At 41.0% G+C, this 20,947-nt stretch carries 19 protein-coding genes and 1 pseudogene; all 20 read left to right on the top strand.

Translation table 11 applies throughout. From position 1 onward, the window contains the following. The first annotated feature begins 18 nt into the window (after window positions 1–18). The 20 genes and pseudogenes from DWZ60_RS01580 to DWZ60_RS01675 all read left to right on the top strand — a co-directional run bounded on the left by DWZ60_RS01580 (window position 19) and on the right by DWZ60_RS01675 (window position 20,912). Complete coding sequence (locus DWZ60_RS01580; RefSeq protein WP_118640340.1) at window positions 19–894, top strand: DUF5011 domain-containing protein; 876 nt, start codon at window positions 19–21, stop codon at window positions 892–894. 11 nt (window positions 895–905) lie between these two features. Then, a complete protein-coding gene (locus tag DWZ60_RS01585) occupies window positions 906–2,309 on the top strand; it encodes a polysaccharide biosynthesis tyrosine autokinase (RefSeq protein WP_158576263.1) in 1,404 nt (467 codons plus the stop codon). 16 nt (window positions 2,310–2,325) lie between these two features. Continuing rightward, window positions 2,326–3,828 carry a polysaccharide biosynthesis tyrosine autokinase gene (locus tag DWZ60_RS01590; RefSeq protein ID WP_158576264.1) on the top strand — a complete coding sequence of 501 codons (1,503 nt, stop codon included), beginning with the start codon at window positions 2,326–2,328 and terminating at the stop codon, window positions 3,826–3,828. After that, window positions 3,825–4,448, top strand: coding sequence for a sugar transferase (locus DWZ60_RS01595; protein WP_117804751.1), 624 nt, complete (start codon window positions 3,825–3,827; stop codon window positions 4,446–4,448). The genes DWZ60_RS01590 and DWZ60_RS01595 overlap by 4 nt, the downstream gene beginning before the upstream one ends. Window positions 4,449–4,610: 162 nt before the next feature. Then, complete coding sequence (locus tag DWZ60_RS01600; protein WP_243038173.1) at window positions 4,611–5,729, top strand: glycosyltransferase family 4 protein; 1,119 nt, start codon at window positions 4,611–4,613, stop codon at window positions 5,727–5,729. 118 nt (window positions 5,730–5,847) lie between these two features. Further along, window positions 5,848–6,864, top strand: coding sequence for an EpsG family protein (locus DWZ60_RS01605; protein WP_158576265.1), 1,017 nt, complete (start codon window positions 5,848–5,850; stop codon window positions 6,862–6,864). Continuing rightward, window positions 6,861–7,691: a glycosyltransferase gene (locus tag DWZ60_RS01610; protein WP_119221161.1), complete on the top strand. Its 831-nt coding sequence runs from the start codon at window positions 6,861–6,863 to the stop codon at window positions 7,689–7,691. The genes DWZ60_RS01605 and DWZ60_RS01610 overlap by 4 nt, the downstream gene beginning before the upstream one ends. 26 nt (window positions 7,692–7,717) lie before the next feature. Then, the gene (locus DWZ60_RS01615) at window positions 7,718–8,416 is read left to right on the top strand and encodes a glycosyltransferase family 32 protein (RefSeq protein ID WP_173827143.1); all 699 of its coding nucleotides are present in this window, start codon (window positions 7,718–7,720) and stop codon (window positions 8,414–8,416) included. A gap of 668 nt (window positions 8,417–9,084) precedes the next feature. Continuing rightward, window positions 9,085–9,611 (top strand): annotated as a pseudogene (locus DWZ60_RS20560) (glycosyltransferase). A gap of 67 nt (window positions 9,612–9,678) precedes the next feature. Continuing rightward, window positions 9,679–10,719: a polysaccharide pyruvyl transferase family protein gene (locus DWZ60_RS01625; RefSeq protein WP_279220302.1), complete on the top strand. Its 1,041-nt coding sequence runs from the start codon at window positions 9,679–9,681 to the stop codon at window positions 10,717–10,719. After that, the gene (locus DWZ60_RS01630; protein ID WP_055220466.1) at window positions 10,712–11,728 is read left to right on the top strand and encodes a glycosyltransferase family 2 protein; all 1,017 of its coding nucleotides are present in this window, start codon (window positions 10,712–10,714) and stop codon (window positions 11,726–11,728) included. The genes DWZ60_RS01625 and DWZ60_RS01630 overlap by 8 nt, the downstream gene beginning before the upstream one ends. A gap of 13 nt (window positions 11,729–11,741) precedes the next feature. Further along, window positions 11,742–12,812, top strand: a complete 1,071-nt coding sequence (locus DWZ60_RS01635; RefSeq protein WP_117804744.1) for a glycosyltransferase family 2 protein — start codon at window positions 11,742–11,744, stop codon at window positions 12,810–12,812. Continuing rightward, window positions 12,809–13,561, top strand: a complete 753-nt coding sequence (locus DWZ60_RS01640) for a glycosyltransferase family 32 protein (RefSeq protein ID WP_119221163.1) — start codon at window positions 12,809–12,811, stop codon at window positions 13,559–13,561. The genes DWZ60_RS01635 and DWZ60_RS01640 overlap by 4 nt, the downstream gene beginning before the upstream one ends. A gap of 29 nt (window positions 13,562–13,590) precedes the next feature. Beyond that, window positions 13,591–14,583: a glycosyltransferase family 2 protein gene (locus DWZ60_RS01645; protein ID WP_118719291.1), complete on the top strand. Its 993-nt coding sequence runs from the start codon at window positions 13,591–13,593 to the stop codon at window positions 14,581–14,583. Next, window positions 14,570–15,721 carry a glycosyltransferase WbsX family protein gene (locus tag DWZ60_RS01650; RefSeq protein ID WP_117804741.1) on the top strand — a complete coding sequence of 384 codons (1,152 nt, stop codon included), beginning with the start codon at window positions 14,570–14,572 and terminating at the stop codon, window positions 15,719–15,721. Before DWZ60_RS01645 ends, DWZ60_RS01650 begins: the two co-directional genes overlap by 14 nt. A 12-nt stretch (window positions 15,722–15,733) precedes the next feature. Next, window positions 15,734–16,945 (top strand): Coenzyme F420 hydrogenase/dehydrogenase, beta subunit C-terminal domain, encoded by a 1,212-nt coding sequence (locus tag DWZ60_RS01655; RefSeq protein ID WP_119221164.1) that lies wholly within the window; start codon window positions 15,734–15,736, stop codon window positions 16,943–16,945. Between the two features lie 16 nt (window positions 16,946–16,961). Further along, window positions 16,962–17,831: an ABC transporter permease gene (locus DWZ60_RS01660; protein ID WP_117804739.1), complete on the top strand. Its 870-nt coding sequence runs from the start codon at window positions 16,962–16,964 to the stop codon at window positions 17,829–17,831. Between the two features lie 10 nt (window positions 17,832–17,841). Beyond that, window positions 17,842–19,137: an ABC transporter ATP-binding protein gene (locus DWZ60_RS01665; protein WP_117804738.1), complete on the top strand. Its 1,296-nt coding sequence runs from the start codon at window positions 17,842–17,844 to the stop codon at window positions 19,135–19,137. Next, a complete protein-coding gene (locus DWZ60_RS01670; RefSeq protein ID WP_119221165.1) occupies window positions 19,127–19,915 on the top strand; it encodes a glycosyltransferase family 32 protein in 789 nt (262 codons plus the stop codon). The genes DWZ60_RS01665 and DWZ60_RS01670 overlap by 11 nt, the downstream gene beginning before the upstream one ends. Beyond that, window positions 19,902–20,912: a glycosyltransferase family 2 protein gene (locus DWZ60_RS01675; RefSeq protein ID WP_119221166.1), complete on the top strand. Its 1,011-nt coding sequence runs from the start codon at window positions 19,902–19,904 to the stop codon at window positions 20,910–20,912. Before DWZ60_RS01670 ends, DWZ60_RS01675 begins: the two co-directional genes overlap by 14 nt. Window positions 20,913–20,947 lie beyond the last annotated feature (35 nt).

Here is a 20,947-nt window from a genome sequence, read left to right on the forward strand (position 1 = left end):
AGGAGACATCAAAAGGATATGCACAAAATGAGAGCGGCTGTTCTGATTTTATTTCTTGCCTCATCGCTCGCGTTTGGCGGGTGCCTGATGCGGCAGCGAACCGGAAAAGACGGGAAAGGGCCAGAGATTTCGATGGATAACAGTGAAATTTCGGTCAGTATCCACGCGGATGAGGCGGAGCTTCTGTCCGGCGTGACGGCGTACGATGCGAAGGACGGCGATGTGACGGATTCGCTTGCGGTAGAACATATTTCCAACTTTATCGAAAAAGGGCGGCGGAAAATCAGCATCGTTGCCTTTGATTCGGACAACAATGTCACCCACGCGGAACGGGAAATGGTCTATAACGACTATACATCGCCGGTCTTTTCCCTGGATGGGCCGCTCCGGTTCAGTGTGAATGCAGATGACCTGACGGAAGGACTTTCCGCAGAGGACTGTCTGGACGGAACGATTACGGACCGCATCCGGCTCTCGTATCAGGATGAGATCAGCAGCACGCCCGGGCTGTATCAGGTAACGTATTCTGCTGCCAACCGTGCCGGGGATGTGACGAGTCTTCCGGTGACGGTGGAACTCTACGATCCGGCCGAGGAGAGCGGAAAGCCGCAGATTACTTTAAGCGAGTATCTGATCCATCTGGAACTGCAGCAGGCGTTTGATCCGAAGGATTATCTGGAGCAGGTGAATGTGGATCAGATGATGTATGAAAAAGGAGAGGACGATGAACTTCACGCGGTTTCCGCGGAAGACAAGATCCTTGGGGAAGAAAAACTTTCCATAGAGAATCCGGTTGACACCGGAAAGGAAGGTGTCTATGAAGTAACGTATACTGTGACATCGGAGGAGGGACAGACAAGCTCCATCCGCCTGATTGTCTGCGTCAATGAATGAGGAGGTTCCAGATGGGAGAATACGACAGAACAGGAAACGGACAGAACGGCGAAGCAGACTGGGATCTTCGGAGCATTCTGTGTGATATGGCAAAAAACTGGTGGATCATCCTTCTGATTGCCTGTTCGGCGGCGATGATAACCTACACGGTGCTGACGGCAGTCCATCGGGATCAGTACACGGTGAAAACCACGTTTGCCGTGATGGGGCGCGGCGAGAATGCAAATGCAGCATCGAGCCTTTCTTCGACGTATGAGATGACGCAGAAATTTCAGGCGATTCTGGAAAACAATATTTTAAAGAAAAAAGTGATGGAGGAGCTGGGATGCTCATCTTTTCCGGCGGACATGAGCGCTTCAATTGTGCCGGAATCCAATTTAATGGAGCTTTCCGTGACAGCCGATTCGCCGGAAACAGCCTTTCGGGTACTGCGGTCGGTGCTGAAGAATTACACAACCATTTCAGATTATATTATTCCCAATGTAGTATTGGAGACACTGCAGCAGCCGCAGGTTTCCGACAATCCGTCGAATCGGATTCCGACGGAAAAGTACGCTGCAATGGCATTTCTGGCGGCAGCGCTTGGTACGGCGGCGCTGGTGGGCTTCTTTTCCTTTCTGCGGGATACCGTCAAAAATGAAACGGAATTTGGCCGCAAGATTGATGCGGATCTGCTGGGAACCGTGTACCATGAAAAAAAGAGGAAAAACAGCTCCATGCTGATCACGAATCCGGCGCGGAGCTTTCCCTATGTGGAATCCCTGAAGCGCATTGCTTCCCGTGTGCGCGGAAGACTCGACCGGAGAGGGGGAAAAGTGCTGCTGGTGACCAGTGTGGCGGAAAATGAAGGAAAGTCAACGCTTGCCGCCAATCTGGCGCTTGCCCTTTCAGAGGAACAGAACCGTGTCCTTCTGCTGGACTGTGATTTTCGTCAGCCGGCGCTGTATAAGATTTTTGAACTTCCGCAAAAGGCCGGAAAAGATTTCGGACAGGTAGCAGTCGGAAAGGAGTCGGCGTCCAGCGTTTTTGAAAAATACAAGGATACGAATGTTTACATGGGCATCTGCCGGGAACGGCTGGAGGAACCGTCGGAAGCAGTCGGCGGTGAAATTTTCCGGCGGATTCTGGATACGTGCCGGACAAACATGGATTATATTATTCTGGATACGCCGCCGATGGGCGCGGCCGCGGATGCGGAGGAGCTTGTGGAGCTGGCTGATGGTGCGGTTCTTGCCGTTCGGCAGGACGGCGTGCTGACACGGGACATCAACGATGCCATCGACGCGCTGAACCAGAAAGAAGAAAAGGTCATCGGCTGTGTGTTCGGCAATGTTTATCCGGGATTCGGCGAGCGGATCGGAGGCAGCTATGGTTACGGTTACGGATACGGCGCCTATAGCAGGGCAGAACGATGAGAGGGAGCAAAAGAGCATGAACAGAGAAACGTATGAAACCTATTCCGCAGCGGAACCAGAGAAAATAGATCTGATCGCCTTTTTGGCGGAGTATTTCCAGGCGTTCCAGAAATTTTTCTTTGGTGTGCTGGCACTTGTAATCCTTGCAGGAGGCGGCTCCTTTCTGACGGCAAAGCTGCGGTATCAGCCGGTTTATGAGGCATATACATCGTTCGTGGTCGGATCGAACCGTGCGGTCGGTTATTCTTATTACGATAATGTAACGGCAGAGCAGCTTGGAAAGACCTTTCCGTATCTTGTGACAAGCGGCGTACTGAAGGATGTTGTAGCGCGGGATCTTGGAATCGGGGCGGTGACATCAGAAATTCAGGCGAGCGTGATGGAAAATACCAATCTTTTTACTATCCGTGTGCGGGACGCGTCACCGGAGACGGCGTATCGGGTGATGAAATCCGTTATCACGAATTATCCGGAGGTGGCAGAGTATATCATTGGTGCGACGACACTGACGGTGGTGGATGAAAGCGGTGTTCCGGCAGTGCCGGTTAACAGCCAGGATGCGTTGCGGGCCGGCACGTATGGTGCAGCAGCAGGACTTGCAGCGGCCTTCCTGCTGCTGTTCCTCTATGTGAGAACAAGAAAAACCATCCATTGGGCGGATGATATTAAGAAGCTGACGAATGCGGCATTCCTTGGAAATCTGCCGCAGGCGAAGATCAAAAAAAGAAGCAGCGTAAAGGAACAGACCATTACCATCTGCAATCCAAAAGTGCCGGATGCCTTCAAAGAGGCGGTGCAGCTGATCCGGACAAGGATGGAGGACAGAATAATCGGAAAAAGTGACTGCCCGGTCCTTCTTGTGACGAGTGCCGTGCCGGGGGAGGGAAAGACGACGGTTGCCGTGAACCTGGCGGAGGCGTTCGCGAAGAAGAAATACCGCGTAGTACTGCTGGACGGAGATCTGCGGAATCCTTCGGTGATGAAGTGTATGGGACTGATCGGACGGAAAGAGCGTGGAATTGCTGCCGTGCTGAAGGGACAGATGGATTGGGAGGAGGCACTTACCGACTGCCGGGATCTGACGCTGAAAATCCTGCCGGGAGCGGGAAGCACGCAGAATCCTGCAGGGCTGCTGCGCTCGGTACGGATGAAGACCATGATCGAAAGCCTGAAAGAAGAGGCCGATCTTCTGATCATCGACACGCCGCCGTGCGGAGTGCTTTCGGATGCGGCACTGTTCGGCGGAATTGCCGACGGAGCAGTTCTCGTGGTACATCAGGGAACAACGAAAGACCGGGAAGTCCGGCGCGCGCTGGAATTTTTCGAGGATTCGCAGATTCCGGTCTGCGGCTATGTGCTGAACGGCGTGCAGGAGGGCACGACGGGCTACGGATACAGCAGCTATGGCAGCTACGGGTATGGAAAATATGGTTACGGTTACGGAAAGTACGGCTATGGGAAAGAGAAGGAACGCCGGAACAGTGACCGGACAGCAAGGGAGCAGGGAGGAAAAGCATGAGGGAGAAGAAAAAAGGAGTTTATCAAAAGTATCTGAAAAATCTGTTGGACCGTCTGCTGGCGCTTGTGGGAACGGCAGCATTATCGTGGCTGCTGCTGGGAGTCGGCATTGCAGTCCGCCTGGATTCTCCGGGACCGGTGCTGTTCCGGCAGAAGCGGGTGGGCCGGAACGGGCAGTATTTTTACATATACAAGTTCCGCACGATGCGTATCGACACGCCGCATGATATGCCGACACATCTGCTGAACCATCCCGATTTCTTTATCACAAGAGTCGGACGCTTTCTCAGGAAAACATCCCTCGATGAGCTGCCGCAGCTCTTCAATATTTTAAAAGGCGACATGGCGCTCGTCGGTCCGCGTCCGGCGCTCTGGAATCAGGAGGATCTGATCTCTGAGCGGGAGCGGTACGGCGCAAACAGTGTCCGTCCGGGCCTCACCGGCTGGGCACAGATCCATGGGCGGGATGAACTTCCGATCCGGGAGAAAGCGGAACTGGACGGATATTATGTGCATCACATTGCATTAGGAATGGATCTCGAATGCCTCTGTAAGACAGCCGGCGCGGTACTGCGGCAGGATGGAATTCATGAGGGAATGATGGAAAACAGATGGCAGTAAATGGGGAAGAGAGAAGAAAAAAGTAAAAGCAGAGTGGAGGCTGTCGAAAACGAAAGAAAATTACTGGAAAATAATGAAAAAAGTAATTGCATATTAATGGGAAGATGATATAATTTACAAAAGAAATAATGAAATAAGTAATTAAAAGATGCGGGATATTACATGAAACGGGAAAGAGCAATGAAAAAACGACTTCTGATTGTAACAAACCATTCGTATATGTTCTGGCAGTTTCGAAGAGAACTGGCGGAAGCATTGCAGAAAGAGTATGAAGTGATTCTGGCGATGCCATTTGTCGGGCATGAAGAAGATTTCCAGAACATGGGAATCCAGTGCATTCCAATATCCATGAACCGCCGTGGGGTGAATCCATTTACGGAAGCAAAGCTGCTATGGGATTATGAGCGTCTGCTGAAAAAAGTGAAACCAGATCTTATACTCACCTATTCCATAAAACCGAATATCTACATAGGCCTGCTCAGCGGCCAAAAGCAAATTCCGTATTATGCCAATGTACAGGGGTTGGGAACAGCATTTCAAAAACCAGTCTTAACTGGGCTTGTTACAATTTTATATCGAAAAGCGTTCCAAAAAGTGAAATACGTCTTTTTTGAAAACAAAGAAAATGCCAGTGAATTTTGTAAAAGAAAAATCATATCCGCCGATCGCCAGATCGTCCTGGCCGGGGCAGGAATTAATCTGGAAAGATACAAAATGCAGCCTTATCCGAAGCACACACGAATCCATTTCCTGTATCTTGGACGAATTATGAAAGAAAAAGGAATCGACGAACTGTTTTATGCTGTCCGGCATCTGAAAAAAGAAAACGAAAACTTTGTCCTTGATCTGGTTGGTTTTTTTGAAGATGAATACAAAGAGCAGGTAAAAGAACTGGAAAAACACAGCATCGCCCATTTCTACGGCTTTCAGTCGGATCCACGTCCGTTTTACATAGAAGCAGACTGCGTAGTGCTCCCCAGTTACCATGAGGGAATGAGTAATGTCCTTTTAGAAGCCGCCGCCACAGGCCGCCCAGTCATCACAAGCAATATTCCGGGGTGCAGGGAGAGCGTAGAAAATGGGAAAAGCGGTCTGCTGGTTGAGGTAAAAAATAAAGAGATGCTGTATGACGCAATGAAAGAGATGCTGCATTGCAGCAGAGAAGAACGAGAGCAGATGGGACAGGCAGGGAGAGAGAAGATGGAGAGAGAGTTTCGGAAAGAAGTTGTGGTGGAGAAAACAGTGCAGAGTCTGCGAGAGGATGAAAAAAGAGACTTTTAGTAAAACAAAAGGAGAGATGTGAAAGATGTCCATAACGAACTATTGGTTTCAATTAATTTGGATTTTGACAGCAGGGATAATTCTGACAAGATTTCTGTCGAAAAAGCAGGAGATCGTTATGGGAAGGATCGAAGAAAGATGGCAGATGGCACCGGCGGTGCTGCTGGTGATTCCGTACATAATAGCAGCAGCATTACGATCTGATAATTTTGGAGACACCTATGCATACCGGAGAGTTTTCAGCGAAGCACCGAATAGGCTAGCTGAGCTCCCATTCTATCTTCAGGGAATAAAAAAAGATAAAGGTTTTTCCGTTTTCATGGTGGTTTTAAAAAGCTTTATTGGAAATTCATCTGTTTGTTTTTTTCTGATCATAGCTGCAATACAAATGTTATGCATGGCATTTATCTACCGGAAATATAGTGAAAACTATTGGATGAGTATATTTATTTTTGTTGCAGGAACGGATTACATGTCCTGGTGTCAGAATGGTATTCGCCAGTTTTTGGCAATTGCAATTATTATGGCGGGATTTCCATTGCTTCTGAAAAGAAAATATGTACCATTGACAGTAATTATCCTGTTAGGGGCAACGTTCCATGCGTCAGCGCTTCTTATGGTACCGATTATCTTTATTGTGCAGGGGAAAGCATGGAATAAAAAGAGTGTGCTGTGTATTTTAGGATGCATTTTAATACTGATATTTGTAAACAGGTTTACAGATGGGATGAACGATGCGCTGTCAAATACACAGTATTCTAATATGGTAACGGACTGGAAAGAGTGGGAGGATAATGGAACCAATCCAATCAGAGTATTCGTCTATTCTATTCCTATGATTTTTTCTGTGGTTGGACGCAGGCAGATCAAAGAAGCGGATAACCCGGTAGTTAACATTATGACAAACTTCTCAATCCTAACAAGTGGAATTGCAGTTGTATCGATGAAAACTTCCGGTATATTCATAGGACGGCTGATTTCTTATGGATCTGTGTATTCTGCGTCCATTTTGCTTCCCTGGGAAATGGAAAATATTTTTACAGAGAATTCGGCGAAAATTATAAAAAGTGCTGCTGTTTTGGGATATATTGGATTCTTTTATTATCAGATGCATTTTATATGGGGGCTTATATGAAAAATCCAGAGATCAGTGTAATTATGGGAATGTATAACTGTGCGGATACGCTGTCAGAAGCAATTGAATCGATTTTAAACCAGACAATGAAAGAATGGGAGTTGATTATGTGCGATGATGGATCATCCGATGCAACGTACGAAGTGGCAGAGCTTTATAGGAAAAGATATCCGGAAAAAATGATCTTACTGAGAAACAGAGAAAACAGGGGACTTAATTATACCTTGAACCGATGTCTGAAAGTGGCCAAAGGAAAGTACATTGCAAGAATGGATGGGGATGATATCTGTCTGCCGGAACGATTTGCGGCTGAATATGAAACATTGGAAACAGAGAAAACAATTTCAATCGTAAGCACAGATATGGGATATTTTGATCAAACAGGAATATGGGGAAAGATAAGTCATCCGGAATATCCAAAGAAAAAGGATTTTCTGTATGGATCTCCGTTTTGCCATGCACCATGTATGGTAAGAAAAGAAGCATACGATGCAGTGGATGGATACACAGAGAAAAAAAGTATTTTACGGGTAGAAGATTATCATTTATGGATAAAAATGTATGAGGCGGGATACAGAGGTAAAAATATTCCAAAACAGCTTTATCTCATGCGGGATGACAGAGCAGCATATAAGAGAAGAAAGCTTCGATACAGAATAAATGAGGCCTACGTAAAAGGAATAGCGATTCGAAAACTGGGGCTGCCGATAAGCGGATACCTATATACGATGCGGCCAATTCTTGTGGGAATTTTGCCAGAGAAAGTCTATGACTATTTTCATAAAAGAAAATTAGAAAGCAATGCAGGAATGATAACCAGTGAATAAAAGATGTGATAGAAAGGGATGGATACATGATACCGAAGAAAATACATTATTGTTGGTTTGGGAAAGGGAAGAAATCCCGATTAGCTTTAAAGTGCATAGAAAGCTGGCATCAGTATTGCCCGGACTATGAAATGATCGAATGGAATGAAGAAAATTTTGACATAGACATGAATGGATATACACGAATGTGCTATGCGGAAAAAAAGTATGCATATTTAAGCGATTATGTCAGACTTTGGGCGGTGGAAAAGTATGGAGGGATCTATTTGGATACAGACGTGGAAGTGATTCGGCCACTGGAAAAGCTATTGCAGGAAGATGCATATTTCGGATTTGAAAATAAGCGGTATGTAAATACGGGACTGGGATTTGGATCCGCTGCGCATGGAGCAGTGGTTCAGGCGATGCTGAAGGAATATGATGTGCTGCTGGATGGAAAGAATGGAGTAAGAATGTGTCCGGAACTGAATACAAAAGCATTGACAGCATTAGGCTTAAAACAGAATGGGCAGAAACAAAAAATATGGGAAGCGGCAGTGTATCCGGTGAATGTTTTGAATCCATATGACAGTGCAACGGGAAAGCTGGAAAAAACAGCAGATACGGTTTCTATTCACTGGTATGCGGCATCCTGGATGAACAAGACACAAAAATTACGAGGGAAGATAACAAGACCGATTCATAGGATTTGGGGAGTAGATGTATTTAAGAGGTTTCGAATATGAAGAGAACAATGTTAATTGTATCACATGCATTGGAATTGGGTGGTGCGGAAAGAAGTCTGATAGGATTTTTAGAAGCACTGGATGAAAGCAAATGGGAAATAGATCTTTTTTTGCTTCGTCAGGAAGGAGAATTAATGGATGCGATTCCGGATAAAGTCCATCTGCTTCCGCAAAAAGCTGCGTATACAGTTTTGGCGCACCCAATGAAGGCAACTTTAAAAGAGGGACATGTTTTATTAACAATGGCAAGGTTATATGGAAAAACAGCGGCGGTGATTTATGATCATAAGCATAATTACCGAGACAGTGATGTGAATTTAGAATACAGCCATAAATATACCAGCCCTTTTATGCCGCGAATACAACCCCAAAAGGAGTATGATCTGGCGGTAAGTTTTCTGACACCACATTATATTGTAACGAAGAAAGTAAATGCTAAGAAAAAGATCGCATGGATCCATACGGACTATTCCCAGGTGCAGATTGATATTTTATCCGAAACAAAAATGTGGAAGGCATATGATTATATCGCATCTATCTCAGAGGCAGTTACAAAAGAATTTTTGAAGAAATTTCCTACATTAAAAAATAGAATGATATTGATAAAAAATATTTTGCCGGAACAGCTCATCAAAAGACAGGCAGAAAGTTTTTCGGTGGAAAAAGAAATGAATGCATCGGGGATAAAAATATTGTCAATTGGCAGGTTCTGCTATGCTAAAAATTTTGATAATGTGCCGGATATCTGTCGGCAAATCAGGCAGAATGGATTGGAAGTAACCTGGTATTTAATTGGTTTTGGAAAAAATGAAAAGCAAATCCGTAAAAGAATATGTGAGACAGGAATGAAACAATATGTAAAAATTCTGGGGAAAAAAGAGAATCCATATCCATATATCAGGGCGTGTGATGTTTATGTGCAGCATCAAGATATGAGGGGAATTGTGTAGCTGTAAGGGAAGTTCAAATGCTTGGAAAACCGGTGATTATTACGGGATATCCAACAGCAGAAAGTCAGCTGAAAAACGGAATAGATGGAATCATAGTGCCGCTGGAAAACAGAGCGTGTGGAGAAAAAATCAGTGAAATATTACGGGAACCGAAACGGCTTGAAAAGCTGGTGCAGGAGTGCAGGAAAAAGGATTATTCTAACAGGCAGGAAATCAACAAAATAGAGTGTATTTGCAGAGGATAGAAATGAGAATACGAATTATCACTTGCCATGATGTATATAATGCAGGCGCAAGCTTACAGGCATATGCATTAATGCAATATTGAAAGACCGCGGTCATGAGGTAAAAATTATTGACTATAAGCCGGACTACCTAAGCAGGCATTATAGTCTGAAAGCGGTAAATAATCCAGAATATGACAGGGCAGGAATTCGAGAGATTTATTTGCTGGTGAAGATGCCAGGAAGAATAAAAAAATTATTCAGTAAAAGAAAATATAGATTTGATGCTTTCCGGAAAAATGCGTTAGAACTGACAGATACAACATATAGAACGTGTGAAGAACTAAAAAATATAGAAGAAGCAGACCTGTATCTGGCAGGGAGCGATCAGATATGGAATCCAATCTTTCCAAATGGAAAAGATCCTGCATTCTTTCTGCAATTTACGGAAAAGGGAAGAAGGGCATCGTATGCGGCGAGTTTTGCAGTTGATGCGTTAAAAGAAGAAGACCGACAGCGTATGAAGGAATGGCTTAAATCCTTTGATGCTGTTTCGGTCAGAGAGCAGACAGGAGCTGCATTGGTGAAGCAAATGGGACTTCAGTCTCAAAGAAATTGTGATCCCGTTTTTTTGCTGAAACAGTGTCAGTGGAAAAAAATATTGCCGGAAACAGAGACGAATAAAAAGTATGTGCTGCTTTATGATTTTGATAAAAACTGCGTGGCAGAGGAAATTGCGGAAAAAATTTCTAAAAAAACAAAAACAGAGATCTGGTCGGTTTTTAAAACAGAAATCTGTGACAAAGTATGTGCAGATATTGGGCCGTTGGAATTTGTAAATTTAATTTTAAATGCGGAAGCTGTAGTTTCTAATTCATTTCATGCAACAGTGTTTGCAATAATTTTCCATAAAGAATTTTTTGTGATCGAAAGAAAAGAACGTATCAATACGCGGGTGAATGATTTATTGAAAGTATTTGGAGTGGAGGACAGGAAGATGGATCATGTGAAAAAACTGCAGACAGCAAAAAAGATAAACTGGCAAAGGATCGAGTTCATCCTGCAGAAAGAGAGGAAAGAAGCAGAAGAATATTTAGCGAAAATAACAGGAGAAAAGAAAAATGAATAGGCCGATAATATCTGTTGTTATCCCCGTTTATAACGTCGAAGCCTACATAGAACGTTGTGTAAACAGCGTGCGGAATCAAACGGTAGAAAATATAGAAATCATATTGATTGATGATGGATCACCGGATCAGAGTCCGGTTTTATGTGATCAATATGCGGAAAAAGATAGAAGAGTGCGAGTGATTCATAAAAAAAATGGAGGACTTGCGTCTGCAAGAAACAGGGGAATAACAGTGGCAACTGGAAAATATATTTTCTTTTTGGACAGTGATGACTGGCTGGAAAAAGACGGTCTGCAGCAGCTCTATGAGCTGGCGCAGAAATATCAGGTAGATTTCGTCAGATATAGAGCATTTCGGACAGAATGGCCAGGGATGGAAAGAAATGTTCCATGTCGAGTGGAAACAGTAAGAGAAATGCAGGGAGGAATTTATGATAGAAAGAGAATTTTACAAGAAATATATCCAAGACTGCTGGCTACGAGGCAATTAACTTTGGGACCTGTTGTTGGGGCATGGGGAGCATTGTATAGAACGGATTTTTTGAAGAAAAATCAGATATTTTTTTTCGAAGAGATTAAGTTTAGTGAAGACATCCTTTTCAGTGCAAAAGTGATTTTATGTACACAAAAATTTTACTATAAAGAAGAAGCCGGAATTTATCATTACTGGTATAATCCAGATTCTATTTCGAAATCATTTCGAGAGGGAAGATGGGAATCGTGTAAGAAAATAATAGAACATGCAGAGATAGAATTCAAAAATAGAAAAGAGTATTGTTTTGAGCAGCAATTGAACTGGCTGACATGGTTTGTTATATTAGTTGGACTGAAGGAAAGAGGTAAAATGACAGACAGGAGTGAGAGAAAAGTGTATTGTAGGAAACTACTGAACGATCCTGTAGTGAGAAGATGTCCATTAAAAATACAGGAATTTGATGTGCCCGAAAAACAAAAAATATTGTTGTATATGATAAAGAAAAACTGGTGGTGGATATTCAGCCTGATTTAAAGGGAGGTTGAAAATGATTTTTAAAAGAATAGCGGCATGGATTGCTTATGAGATACGGGAAGAAAAGATTACACTTTCTTCACAGGATGCGAAGAGAATACTGATGGATGTTGCACCGCCCGTGTCGCCGGATGTATTTTCTGAAAACAGGAGCAGAGAGATTCGATATGATCTCACGATTATAGTGCCTGTATATAACTCGGAAAACTGGCTGAAGGAATGTATGGAGTCGATCGTCCTGCAAAAAACAAAATATTCCTTTCAGATAATTGCAATTGACGATGGATCGACGGATCGAAGCGGGCAAATTTTAAATCAATACATAAAAAATCCATGTGTAGAAGTTATTCGGCAGGAGAATAAAGGGTATTCGGGTGCAAGAAATGCAGGACTTGAAAGAGTAAAAAGCAAATACATTATGTTTGTTGATTCGGATGATGTTTTATTACCGAATGCAATAGAGTGTTTGCTGTCAAAAGCGTATCTGGAAGATGCGGATATTGTAGAGGGAAATGGCTATCGCTTTGATAAAAATGGTTTTCTTGGAATGATAAAAAAAGAACATTTGCCAAAAGAAAGAAATCAATATTGGGGAGGCCCCTGTTTAAAGGTGATGAAAGCAAAACTGTGGGAAGGATTGAAATTTCCGGAGGGCTATTGGTATGAGGATGCAATTATCGGAGCTGTGATTTTTCCAATGGCGAATAAAGTGGATTGTTTGTCTGATGTAGTGTATGCATATCGAATTCATGGAGAGAGTATTACACAGAAGCATGATGAAAATCCAAAAAGAGTAGATTCTTATTGGATTATGCTGTTAATGGCTGAGATTCAAAAGAAAATGGAGATTCCTTTTGACTACGAGAATTATCAAAGGGTAATGAGACAGATTGTATTTACCTGCCGGAGGATTGTTATGCTGCCGGAAAAAATAAAAAAGGCTGTATTTGCAGGGGAATGTGAATTTGTCTGTACTAATTTTAAAGAGTATTTGAAAAAAAAGGACAGATATTATTTTCTTGCAAAAGCAATTTTAAATAAAGATTATGCAAAATATTCTATTTATTGCCAGGAGTTTATATGATACCGAAAAAAATTCATTATTGTTGGTTTGGGGAAAACGAAAAACCATTGCTGGTAATTGAATGTATTAAGAGCTGGCAGAAATATTGTCCGGATTATGAAATTATGGAATGGAACAGCAAGAATTATGATGTTCATAAAAATAAATATATGGAGCAGGCGTATCAGGCAAAACGCTGGGGGTTTGTATCTGATTATGCCAGACTGGATATTATTTACCAGTATGGAGGAATCTATCTTGATACGGATGTCGAACTAATTCGATCACTGGATGATTTGTTAGAAACAGATGGCTATATCGGATTTGAGAAGAAAGTGGATGAAGAATGTGATGAGGTTTATGTGAATACGGGACAGGGGTTTGGCGCATCTGCTTTTCATCCGGTCGTGAAGGCGATGATGGATATTTATAAAGAGATTGATTTTGCTGAGCAGGAAAAAGAAAATTTAAAAACGTGTCCTTATTATAACACAGCGGCACTGGTAAAACTGGGAATGAAGAAAGAAAATGTGGAACAGGAAATTTGTAAGTTTCATATTTATCCAGCAGAGTATTTCTGCCCGATCAATTGGAAAAGTCATAAGTGTGAATTGACAGATAATACATATTCGATTCATCATTTTGAAGCATCATGGCTTACAGAAAAAGAAAAGAAAAAAAGAAAATATCTAAGAAATATGGACTGTATGATTCATCTGCCGAACAGAATATGCAGAAGTATTTTAGGAAAGAGAGGTATGAGAGCATAAAGAAAAAAATAAAATGGAAAGGATAGCGTATGGATGTTTCAATTATTATTGTTAATTACAATTCCATAGACTTAACAATCGATTGTGTCAATTCAATATTTCAACAAACTGCGGATGTAAAATTTGAGATTATTATCGTGGATAATGCATCAAAGAACAAAGAAGCAGAAAGATTACAGGCGGAATTTGAAAACAGCGTTAAGATGATAGAGGCAGAAACAAATCTTGGATTTGGAAAAGCGAACAATCTGGGAACAAAATACGCAGCGGGGGATTATGTATTTTTTCTTAATCCCGATACGGTTTTGATGAACAATGCAGTAAAAATTTTATGGGAAGAGATGAAAAACAATCCAGATATGGGATGTACAGGCGGAAATTTATATACACCGGAGAGAATGCCGTGTCCGTCTTTTTGTTTAAGGTTTGATGATTTGGGAACGGAAAAGAGATATGCATCCTGGCGGTATTTGATGCTGTCAAAAGCAGAACAAAAATTATACAGAAAACATCCTGCATTGCAGATACGAAGAAAAGATTTTAACGATACGAATCAAAAGATAGAAGTTGCCTATATATTTGGGGCAGACATGATGGTGAAGAAAAAACTCTTTGAGCAGTTGGGAGGATTTGATGAGGATTTTTTTATGTATGCAGAGGAGGAAGAGCTGTCCTGGAGAATTAAAAAAAGAGGTGAAAAAATTTATAATATACCACAGGCAAAGATTATTCATCTGGAGGGAGCGACTTTAGAGAAACAGCATGATTTTAATGAAAAACAATTCACCCTTCGAATAAATGGAACGATGACGTATTTCTGGAAACGATATGGGAGAGAAGGCATATATCAATTTTATAAATTTCGTGCATTAAGATATCAGAGACTCAAAAAAATTGCTGAGATTCAGAAGAAAAGCGGTGTGAGCTTTCAGTTTGAAACTCGTTTGAGATGTCTTTTGGAATGTTTTGAAAAAATCATGGAAAAAACAGAAGGTGAGGGGAAGAAAAATGGCAGAAGTTAAGGATGGGAAAGGAGTTAAGCTGATTGCATTTTACCTGCCTCAGTTTCATGCAATACCATTGAACGACCAATGCTGGGGCAAGGGGTTTACCGAATGGACAAATGTACGAAAAGCACAAGCATTATTTTCCGGGCATGATCAGCCCAAAATCCCACTGGACCTTAACTATTATGATTTAATGGATGATCAGGTAAAGATCTGGCAGAGTAATCTGGCAAAAAAATATGGGATTTTCGGATTTTGCTATTATCATTATTGGTTTAAACATGGTGAGAAGTTGTTGGAAAAACCGGCGGAACAAATGCTGAAAAACAAAAAAATAGAGATCCCATTTTGCTTTTGCTGGGCCAATGAAAACTGGAGTAAGAACTGGGATGGTGGAGATCAGGAAATCATCATGGAGCAGGATTATGGCGGAAAAGAAGAGTGGGAACGGCACTTTCAGTATCTGCTGAATTTTTTTCAAGATGAACGATATATAACAGTAGATGGGCGCCCATTGCTCGTTGTTTATAAGCCGGAACAAATGATCGATATTTATAAGATGGCATCGTATTTTAGAAGAAGAGCAAAAGAAGAAGGCTTTCCGGATTTATGTCTGGCATTTCAATTTCCGGCGTATTATTCAGATATGTATTACAGAAACGATATTTTTGATTATCAAATTGAATTTGAGCCTGTATATTCACGAAATATCGAAAGCCAGGAGCTACCTGGAACAAGCAGAAAAATTTCTTTGATCAGAAAATTTTGTGGAGAGGAAATGGTGTCGTTTTATCGAAAATGTCGAAAGAAGAAAGGAAGAATGTATTGGAAGAAAGAGCAGAGTCTGGGAATGTATTTTTACGATGAGATATGGGATTTGATTTTAAATGCGAAATGGAAGAAAAATTTTTGGCCGGGGTGTTTTGTGGATTGGGATAATACGCCAAGAAATAAACATGGAGTTATGGTCAGTGGATTTTCCGTAGAAAAGTTTGCTGAATATATGAAAATACTGGTACAAAGAGCACGGAAAGAGGAAAAGCCGGTAATATTTATTAATGCATGGAATGAATGGGGAGAAGGTGCTTTTCTGGAACCGGACACAAGATATCAGTATCGAAAGCTTGAAGCAATAAAAGAAGCATTAGAATAGGGAAAAGGGTAAATGAGAAATATAATTTCCGAAAAGAATGAGACAAATTGCTGTGGATGTGGAGCCTGCAGTAAATGCTGCCCCAGACATGCGATTTACATGGAAGAGGATGAAAATGGTTTTGATTATCCTAAAATAGATGAATCGAAGTGTACGGAGTGCGGAAAATGTTTAAAAGTCTGCAGTTTTGAGAAAAAAGAGCAATCACGAAAAGAAACGTATGCGGCACAGGCAAAGGACGCTGATCTGGAAGAAAATGCTTCGGGGGGAATCTTTACCGTGCTGGCGCAGGAAGTGCTAAAAAGAAAAGGAATTGTCTATGGATGTGCTATGCTTTATGAAAACCAAAACTTAGTAATAAAACATATCGGGATAGATAAAATAGAGGAACTTTGTAAATTAAAGGGTTCAAAATATGTACAAAGCAATTTGGAAAATGTATATGTTGAAATTAAGCGGCATATGGAACATAACGAGACTGTGTTGTTTAGTGGAACGCCTTGTCAGATAGCAGGACTGAGAGGATACCTTCAGAGAACGTATGCAAATTTATATACAATAGAAATTATATGTCATGGTGTACCGAGCGCAAAATTATTCCAGAATTATTTAGGATACATAGAATCGAAAGAAGGAAAAAAAATAGCAGGATTTTATTTTCGAGATAAAAGCAGCGGGTGGAAGTTATACGGAAAAATGATATTGGAGAACAGGGATGGAAGTCAGAAAGAAAGATATTTTGAACCGGAAGAAAGCTCCTATTATCAAATGTTTTTAAATGGATACACATACCGGAAAAGCTGCTATTTTTGTCCGTTTGCATCAGAATATCGTCAGGGTGATATTACCATAGGAGATTATTGGGGGATAGAGCTGGTGCACCCGGAATATTTGAAAAAATATGGAGGTGAAATAGAGAAAGAAAAAGGAGTCTCCTGTCTGATTGTGAATAATGATCAGGGAAGGACTATGCTTGCGAAATATGGAAGTAACATTATAAAATATCCGTCATCTTATCAGCGGGCAGCAAAATATAATGCACAGCTGGTACAGCCGTCTGCACTGAAACGGCAGCGGGAGAAAGTAATGAAACTGCAAAAACAGAACTATGCATGTGTGGAACGGTGGTATCAGAAACGAAGAAACAGAATTCTGTTTGTGAGAAAACTTCGTTCCATGATACCGAAAAGAATCAAAATATTTATAAGAAAAATCAAAGTTTAAGGTTAGAGAGAAAAAGATGGAACAACAATTTAAAACAGTTATTACGGCAAATTCAAAATGGATCAATCTTCATTTAAAGGAAACATATGAGTATAGAGACCTGATTTTTTTATTTGTGAGAAGAGATTTTATTTCGAAATATAAACAGACAATTTTAGGGCCTTTGTGGGCGGTGATACAGCCCCTGTTAACAACCATAGTGTTCACTGTGATTTTTGGTTCACTGGCAAACCTGACTACGCTGGATGTGAAAGCGACAGAAGAAACCGTAATTCCGGCATTTCTGTTCTATATGGCAGGTACGATCTGCTGGAGCTATTTTTCATCGACGGTCAGCAGTACGGCAAACACATTTATAACAAACAGTTCTATTATGGGAAAGGTATATTTTCCAAGGCTGGTATCTCCGGCAGCGTCAACCATATCTAATTTGATTTCCTTCGGTATTCAATTTGCCATGTTTTTGATTTTTTTGCTGTATTTTATATGGAAAGGGAAAATGGAAATTCGATTGTCCGGGTATCTCTTTCTATTTCCAATATTGATCATTCAGATGATGATGCTGGCGATGGGAGTTGGAATTATTGTTTCAGCGCTTACAACAAAATATCGTGATTTGGCGATGCTGATAGGCTTTGGATTACAATTATGGCAGTATGGAACGCCAGTTGCATATGGATTGCGGCTTGTACCTGAAAAATATATGAAGATTTATATGCTGAATCCAATGACGCCGATCATCACTTCATTCCGCTATATTTTTTTCGGAACAGGATATTTTCATGCAGGATACTATGGAGTGGGGTGGGGAAGCACAATGATCTTATTTGTACTTGGAATTGTGTTATTCAATAAAGTGGAAAGAACATTTATGGATACCATTTAAGGAGAACAGGATGGCAGAAAAACAGATTATGGTCAAAATAGATCATGTATCAAAAGAATATAGACTGGGTGCAATCGGGGGAACAACATTACGGGAAGATCTGGAACGATTCCATGCAAAAATAAGAAAAAAAGAAGATCCGACACTGAAAATAGGCCAGAAAACACCAGAGTATGGAAAACGTTTTATGGCGCTGAAGGATATTTCATTTGAGGTAGAAAAAGGAGAAGCAGTAGGGATTATCGGACACAACGGAGCAGGAAAATCGACATTGCTGAAACTGCTGTCAAGAGTAACGGCACCAACAAAAGGAAGCATTGGAATGAATGGCCGTGTGGCATCTATGCTTGAAGTAGGAACGGGATTTCATCCGGAATTAACGGGACGTGAAAACATTTATATGAATGGGGCAATATTGGGGATGAGCCGTGCAGAAATCGGAGAAAAACTGGATCAGATTATTGCATTTTCCGAATGTGGAGAGTTTATCGATACGCCTGTAAAACGATATTCCAGTGGGATGTATGTTAAACTTGCATTTTCTGTGGCAGCTCATCTGGATAGTGAAATTATGATTATGGATGAGGTTCTGGCTGTCGGAGATATGAAATTCCAGCAGAAGTGTCTTGGACGGATGGGAAAGGCGGCAAATTCAGAAGAAAAAACGATTCTTTATGTGAGTCATAATATGAATACCATTCGTCAGCTTTGCACCCGCTGCCTTGTACTGGATCACGGCGAACTGATATTTGACGGCGGGGTAGAAAGAGCAATTGATTTGTATATGGATACAGCTGTTAAAAACGGAAGTGTAGATATTGATCTGAAAAATAAGAGAATGGCACATCTGCCGCCAGTTATTAAGGCGAAAATGACACATGTGCATCTTGTGGACAAACAGGTACCGGTATATGAATTTGAGGAAAAGCTGAAATTTGATTTGTCGGTTGAGGCCAAAACAAATATTTCCAATCTATCCGTGAGGGCAGAAATAAGATCAGCAGATGGAGGATCTGTTGCAGCGGGAATTTTGCAGGAATTTACATCCTTTTTTGCAGGAAGAAGCAAAATATTGGAAATGGAATTGCTGCTGCGTGGACTTGTACCGGGAAAATATTTCGTATTGCTGGTGATTTATAATGTAAACGAAATGGGAACTTACGATGACCTGGATGCAGTGTTTCCAGCATTTACATTTGAAATTCAGGATAGTAAACATGCTTTAAAGATTAACTGGAACGTAAATGCCTGGGGAAAAATTCGATTAGACGATTTGAAATGCGTGGGTGAAAGAGATGATTCCTAAAAAAATACATTATTGCTGGTTTGGGGGAAAGCCAATTCCAGATTCGGTCAGGCGATGCATGCAAAGCTGGCAGAAGTTTTGTCCAGACTATCTTATTGTAGAATGGAATGAAAAAAATTTTAATATAAAAGAATGCCCGCAGTATGTAATTGACGCATATCATAGGAAAAAGTGGGCATTTGTTACAGATTATGTAAGACTCCGGGTTGTGTATGAATATGGAGGAATATATTTTGATACAGATGTAGAATTAGTGAAAAAGATTGATTTTCTGCTAAAATACAGTGCTTTTTTTGGATTTGAAAATAAAAAATATATTTCTACGGGGCTTGGATTTGGCGCTGAACGGGGATGCGGTTTGTTGTATGAAATGATGGAGATGTATCAAACGATCCCGTTTATTTTAGAGGACGGATCAGAAAATAAGAAGACATGCCCGGTTATTAATACAGAAATCTTTTTGAAACACGGACTGGAACAAAAGGATAAGCAGCAGATTTTAGAGGGAAATATTATGATTTTACCATCCATTTGTATGTGCCCCATTGATTTTGAAACAGGATATAGAAGAAAATCAAAAAAAACAATTTCGGTTCATTGGTTTCATGCAAGCTGGATGGAAAGAGCAGAAAAAGAGTATCATAAAAAACATCGTCAGGCATTGTTAGAGGAAAGGAAAAATGATTGGAAATATCTTCCGAATCGTATGATTAAAAAGCTTTTGGGAGAAAAAATCTACTTGAAAATAAAAGGATGGATCAGATATGATAACGGTTAGTATTATAATTCCGGTTTATCAAGGGAAAAGCTATTTAAAACGGTGTATCGACAGTGTGCTGGCACAGAGTTGTCAGGAATATGAAATTATTTTAGTGGATGATGGTTCAACAGACGGTTCGGCCGAGATATGTGATGAATATGCTGAAAAACAGAAGACAATAACGGTGATTCATAAAGAAAACGGGGGACTTTCTTCTGCTAGAAATGCGGGCTTAGAAATTGCATCAGGGGAATACGTAATGTTTATTGATGCGGATGATGTGGTGCATAGTAAAATGCTTGAAACAGAGCTGAAAGTTTTGAAAGAGGAAAATGCGGATATCTTTATCTGCGGATTAAAACGTTTTGCTGAGATAGAAGAAGTAGATACATGCGCTGAGTTACAAATCAGGAATTGTGTGGAAATCCAGTCTGGATTGGAAATTGAAAGCAAACTTTTTTGTGGTCAAAACGTGGAAAAATATATATCCTGTTGTGGAAAATTATTTAAGAAAACAGTATTTAATGGAATCCGTTTTCCGCAAGGGAGGTTATTTGAAGATGAATATATTACGTATCAATTGTATTATAGAAGTGAGAGAATAGCAGTAACAGATATTGTATTTTATTTCTATTTTACAAATCCGTGTGGAATAACAAAAAATTTGACGCTCAATAAACGATTTGACGAATATGATGCACAGGAAGAAAGAATAAAATTTTTTAAGAAAAAAAGGTGTAAAGAACTTTATCAGGCGGCATTGTTAAAACTGCTGAATTCAGCGCAGTGGGATTTGATAAAGTGCCAAAAATGGAAAGAAGGTTTTGATAAAGAACGAGGAGAAAAATTTCAACAGCAGTATAGAGAAGCACTGGAGCAGGCAGAAAAAGAGGGGATTGTACGCTTTAAAAATAATTATGATTTTTATGTATTAGCATATCCTGAAAAAGTCAACTTTTTTAGAGTGAGAAGACAATGGCAGAATCTGCTGAGAATGATTCGATCTAAAATATAAGATGGTTAGAAATAGAATGAGAAAACGATGTAAAA

The organism is Blautia sp. AF34-10 (assembly GCF_003477865.1).
In the GTDB taxonomy this organism is placed as follows: Bacteria; Bacillota; Clostridia; order Lachnospirales; family Lachnospiraceae; genus Fusicatenibacter; species Fusicatenibacter saccharivorans.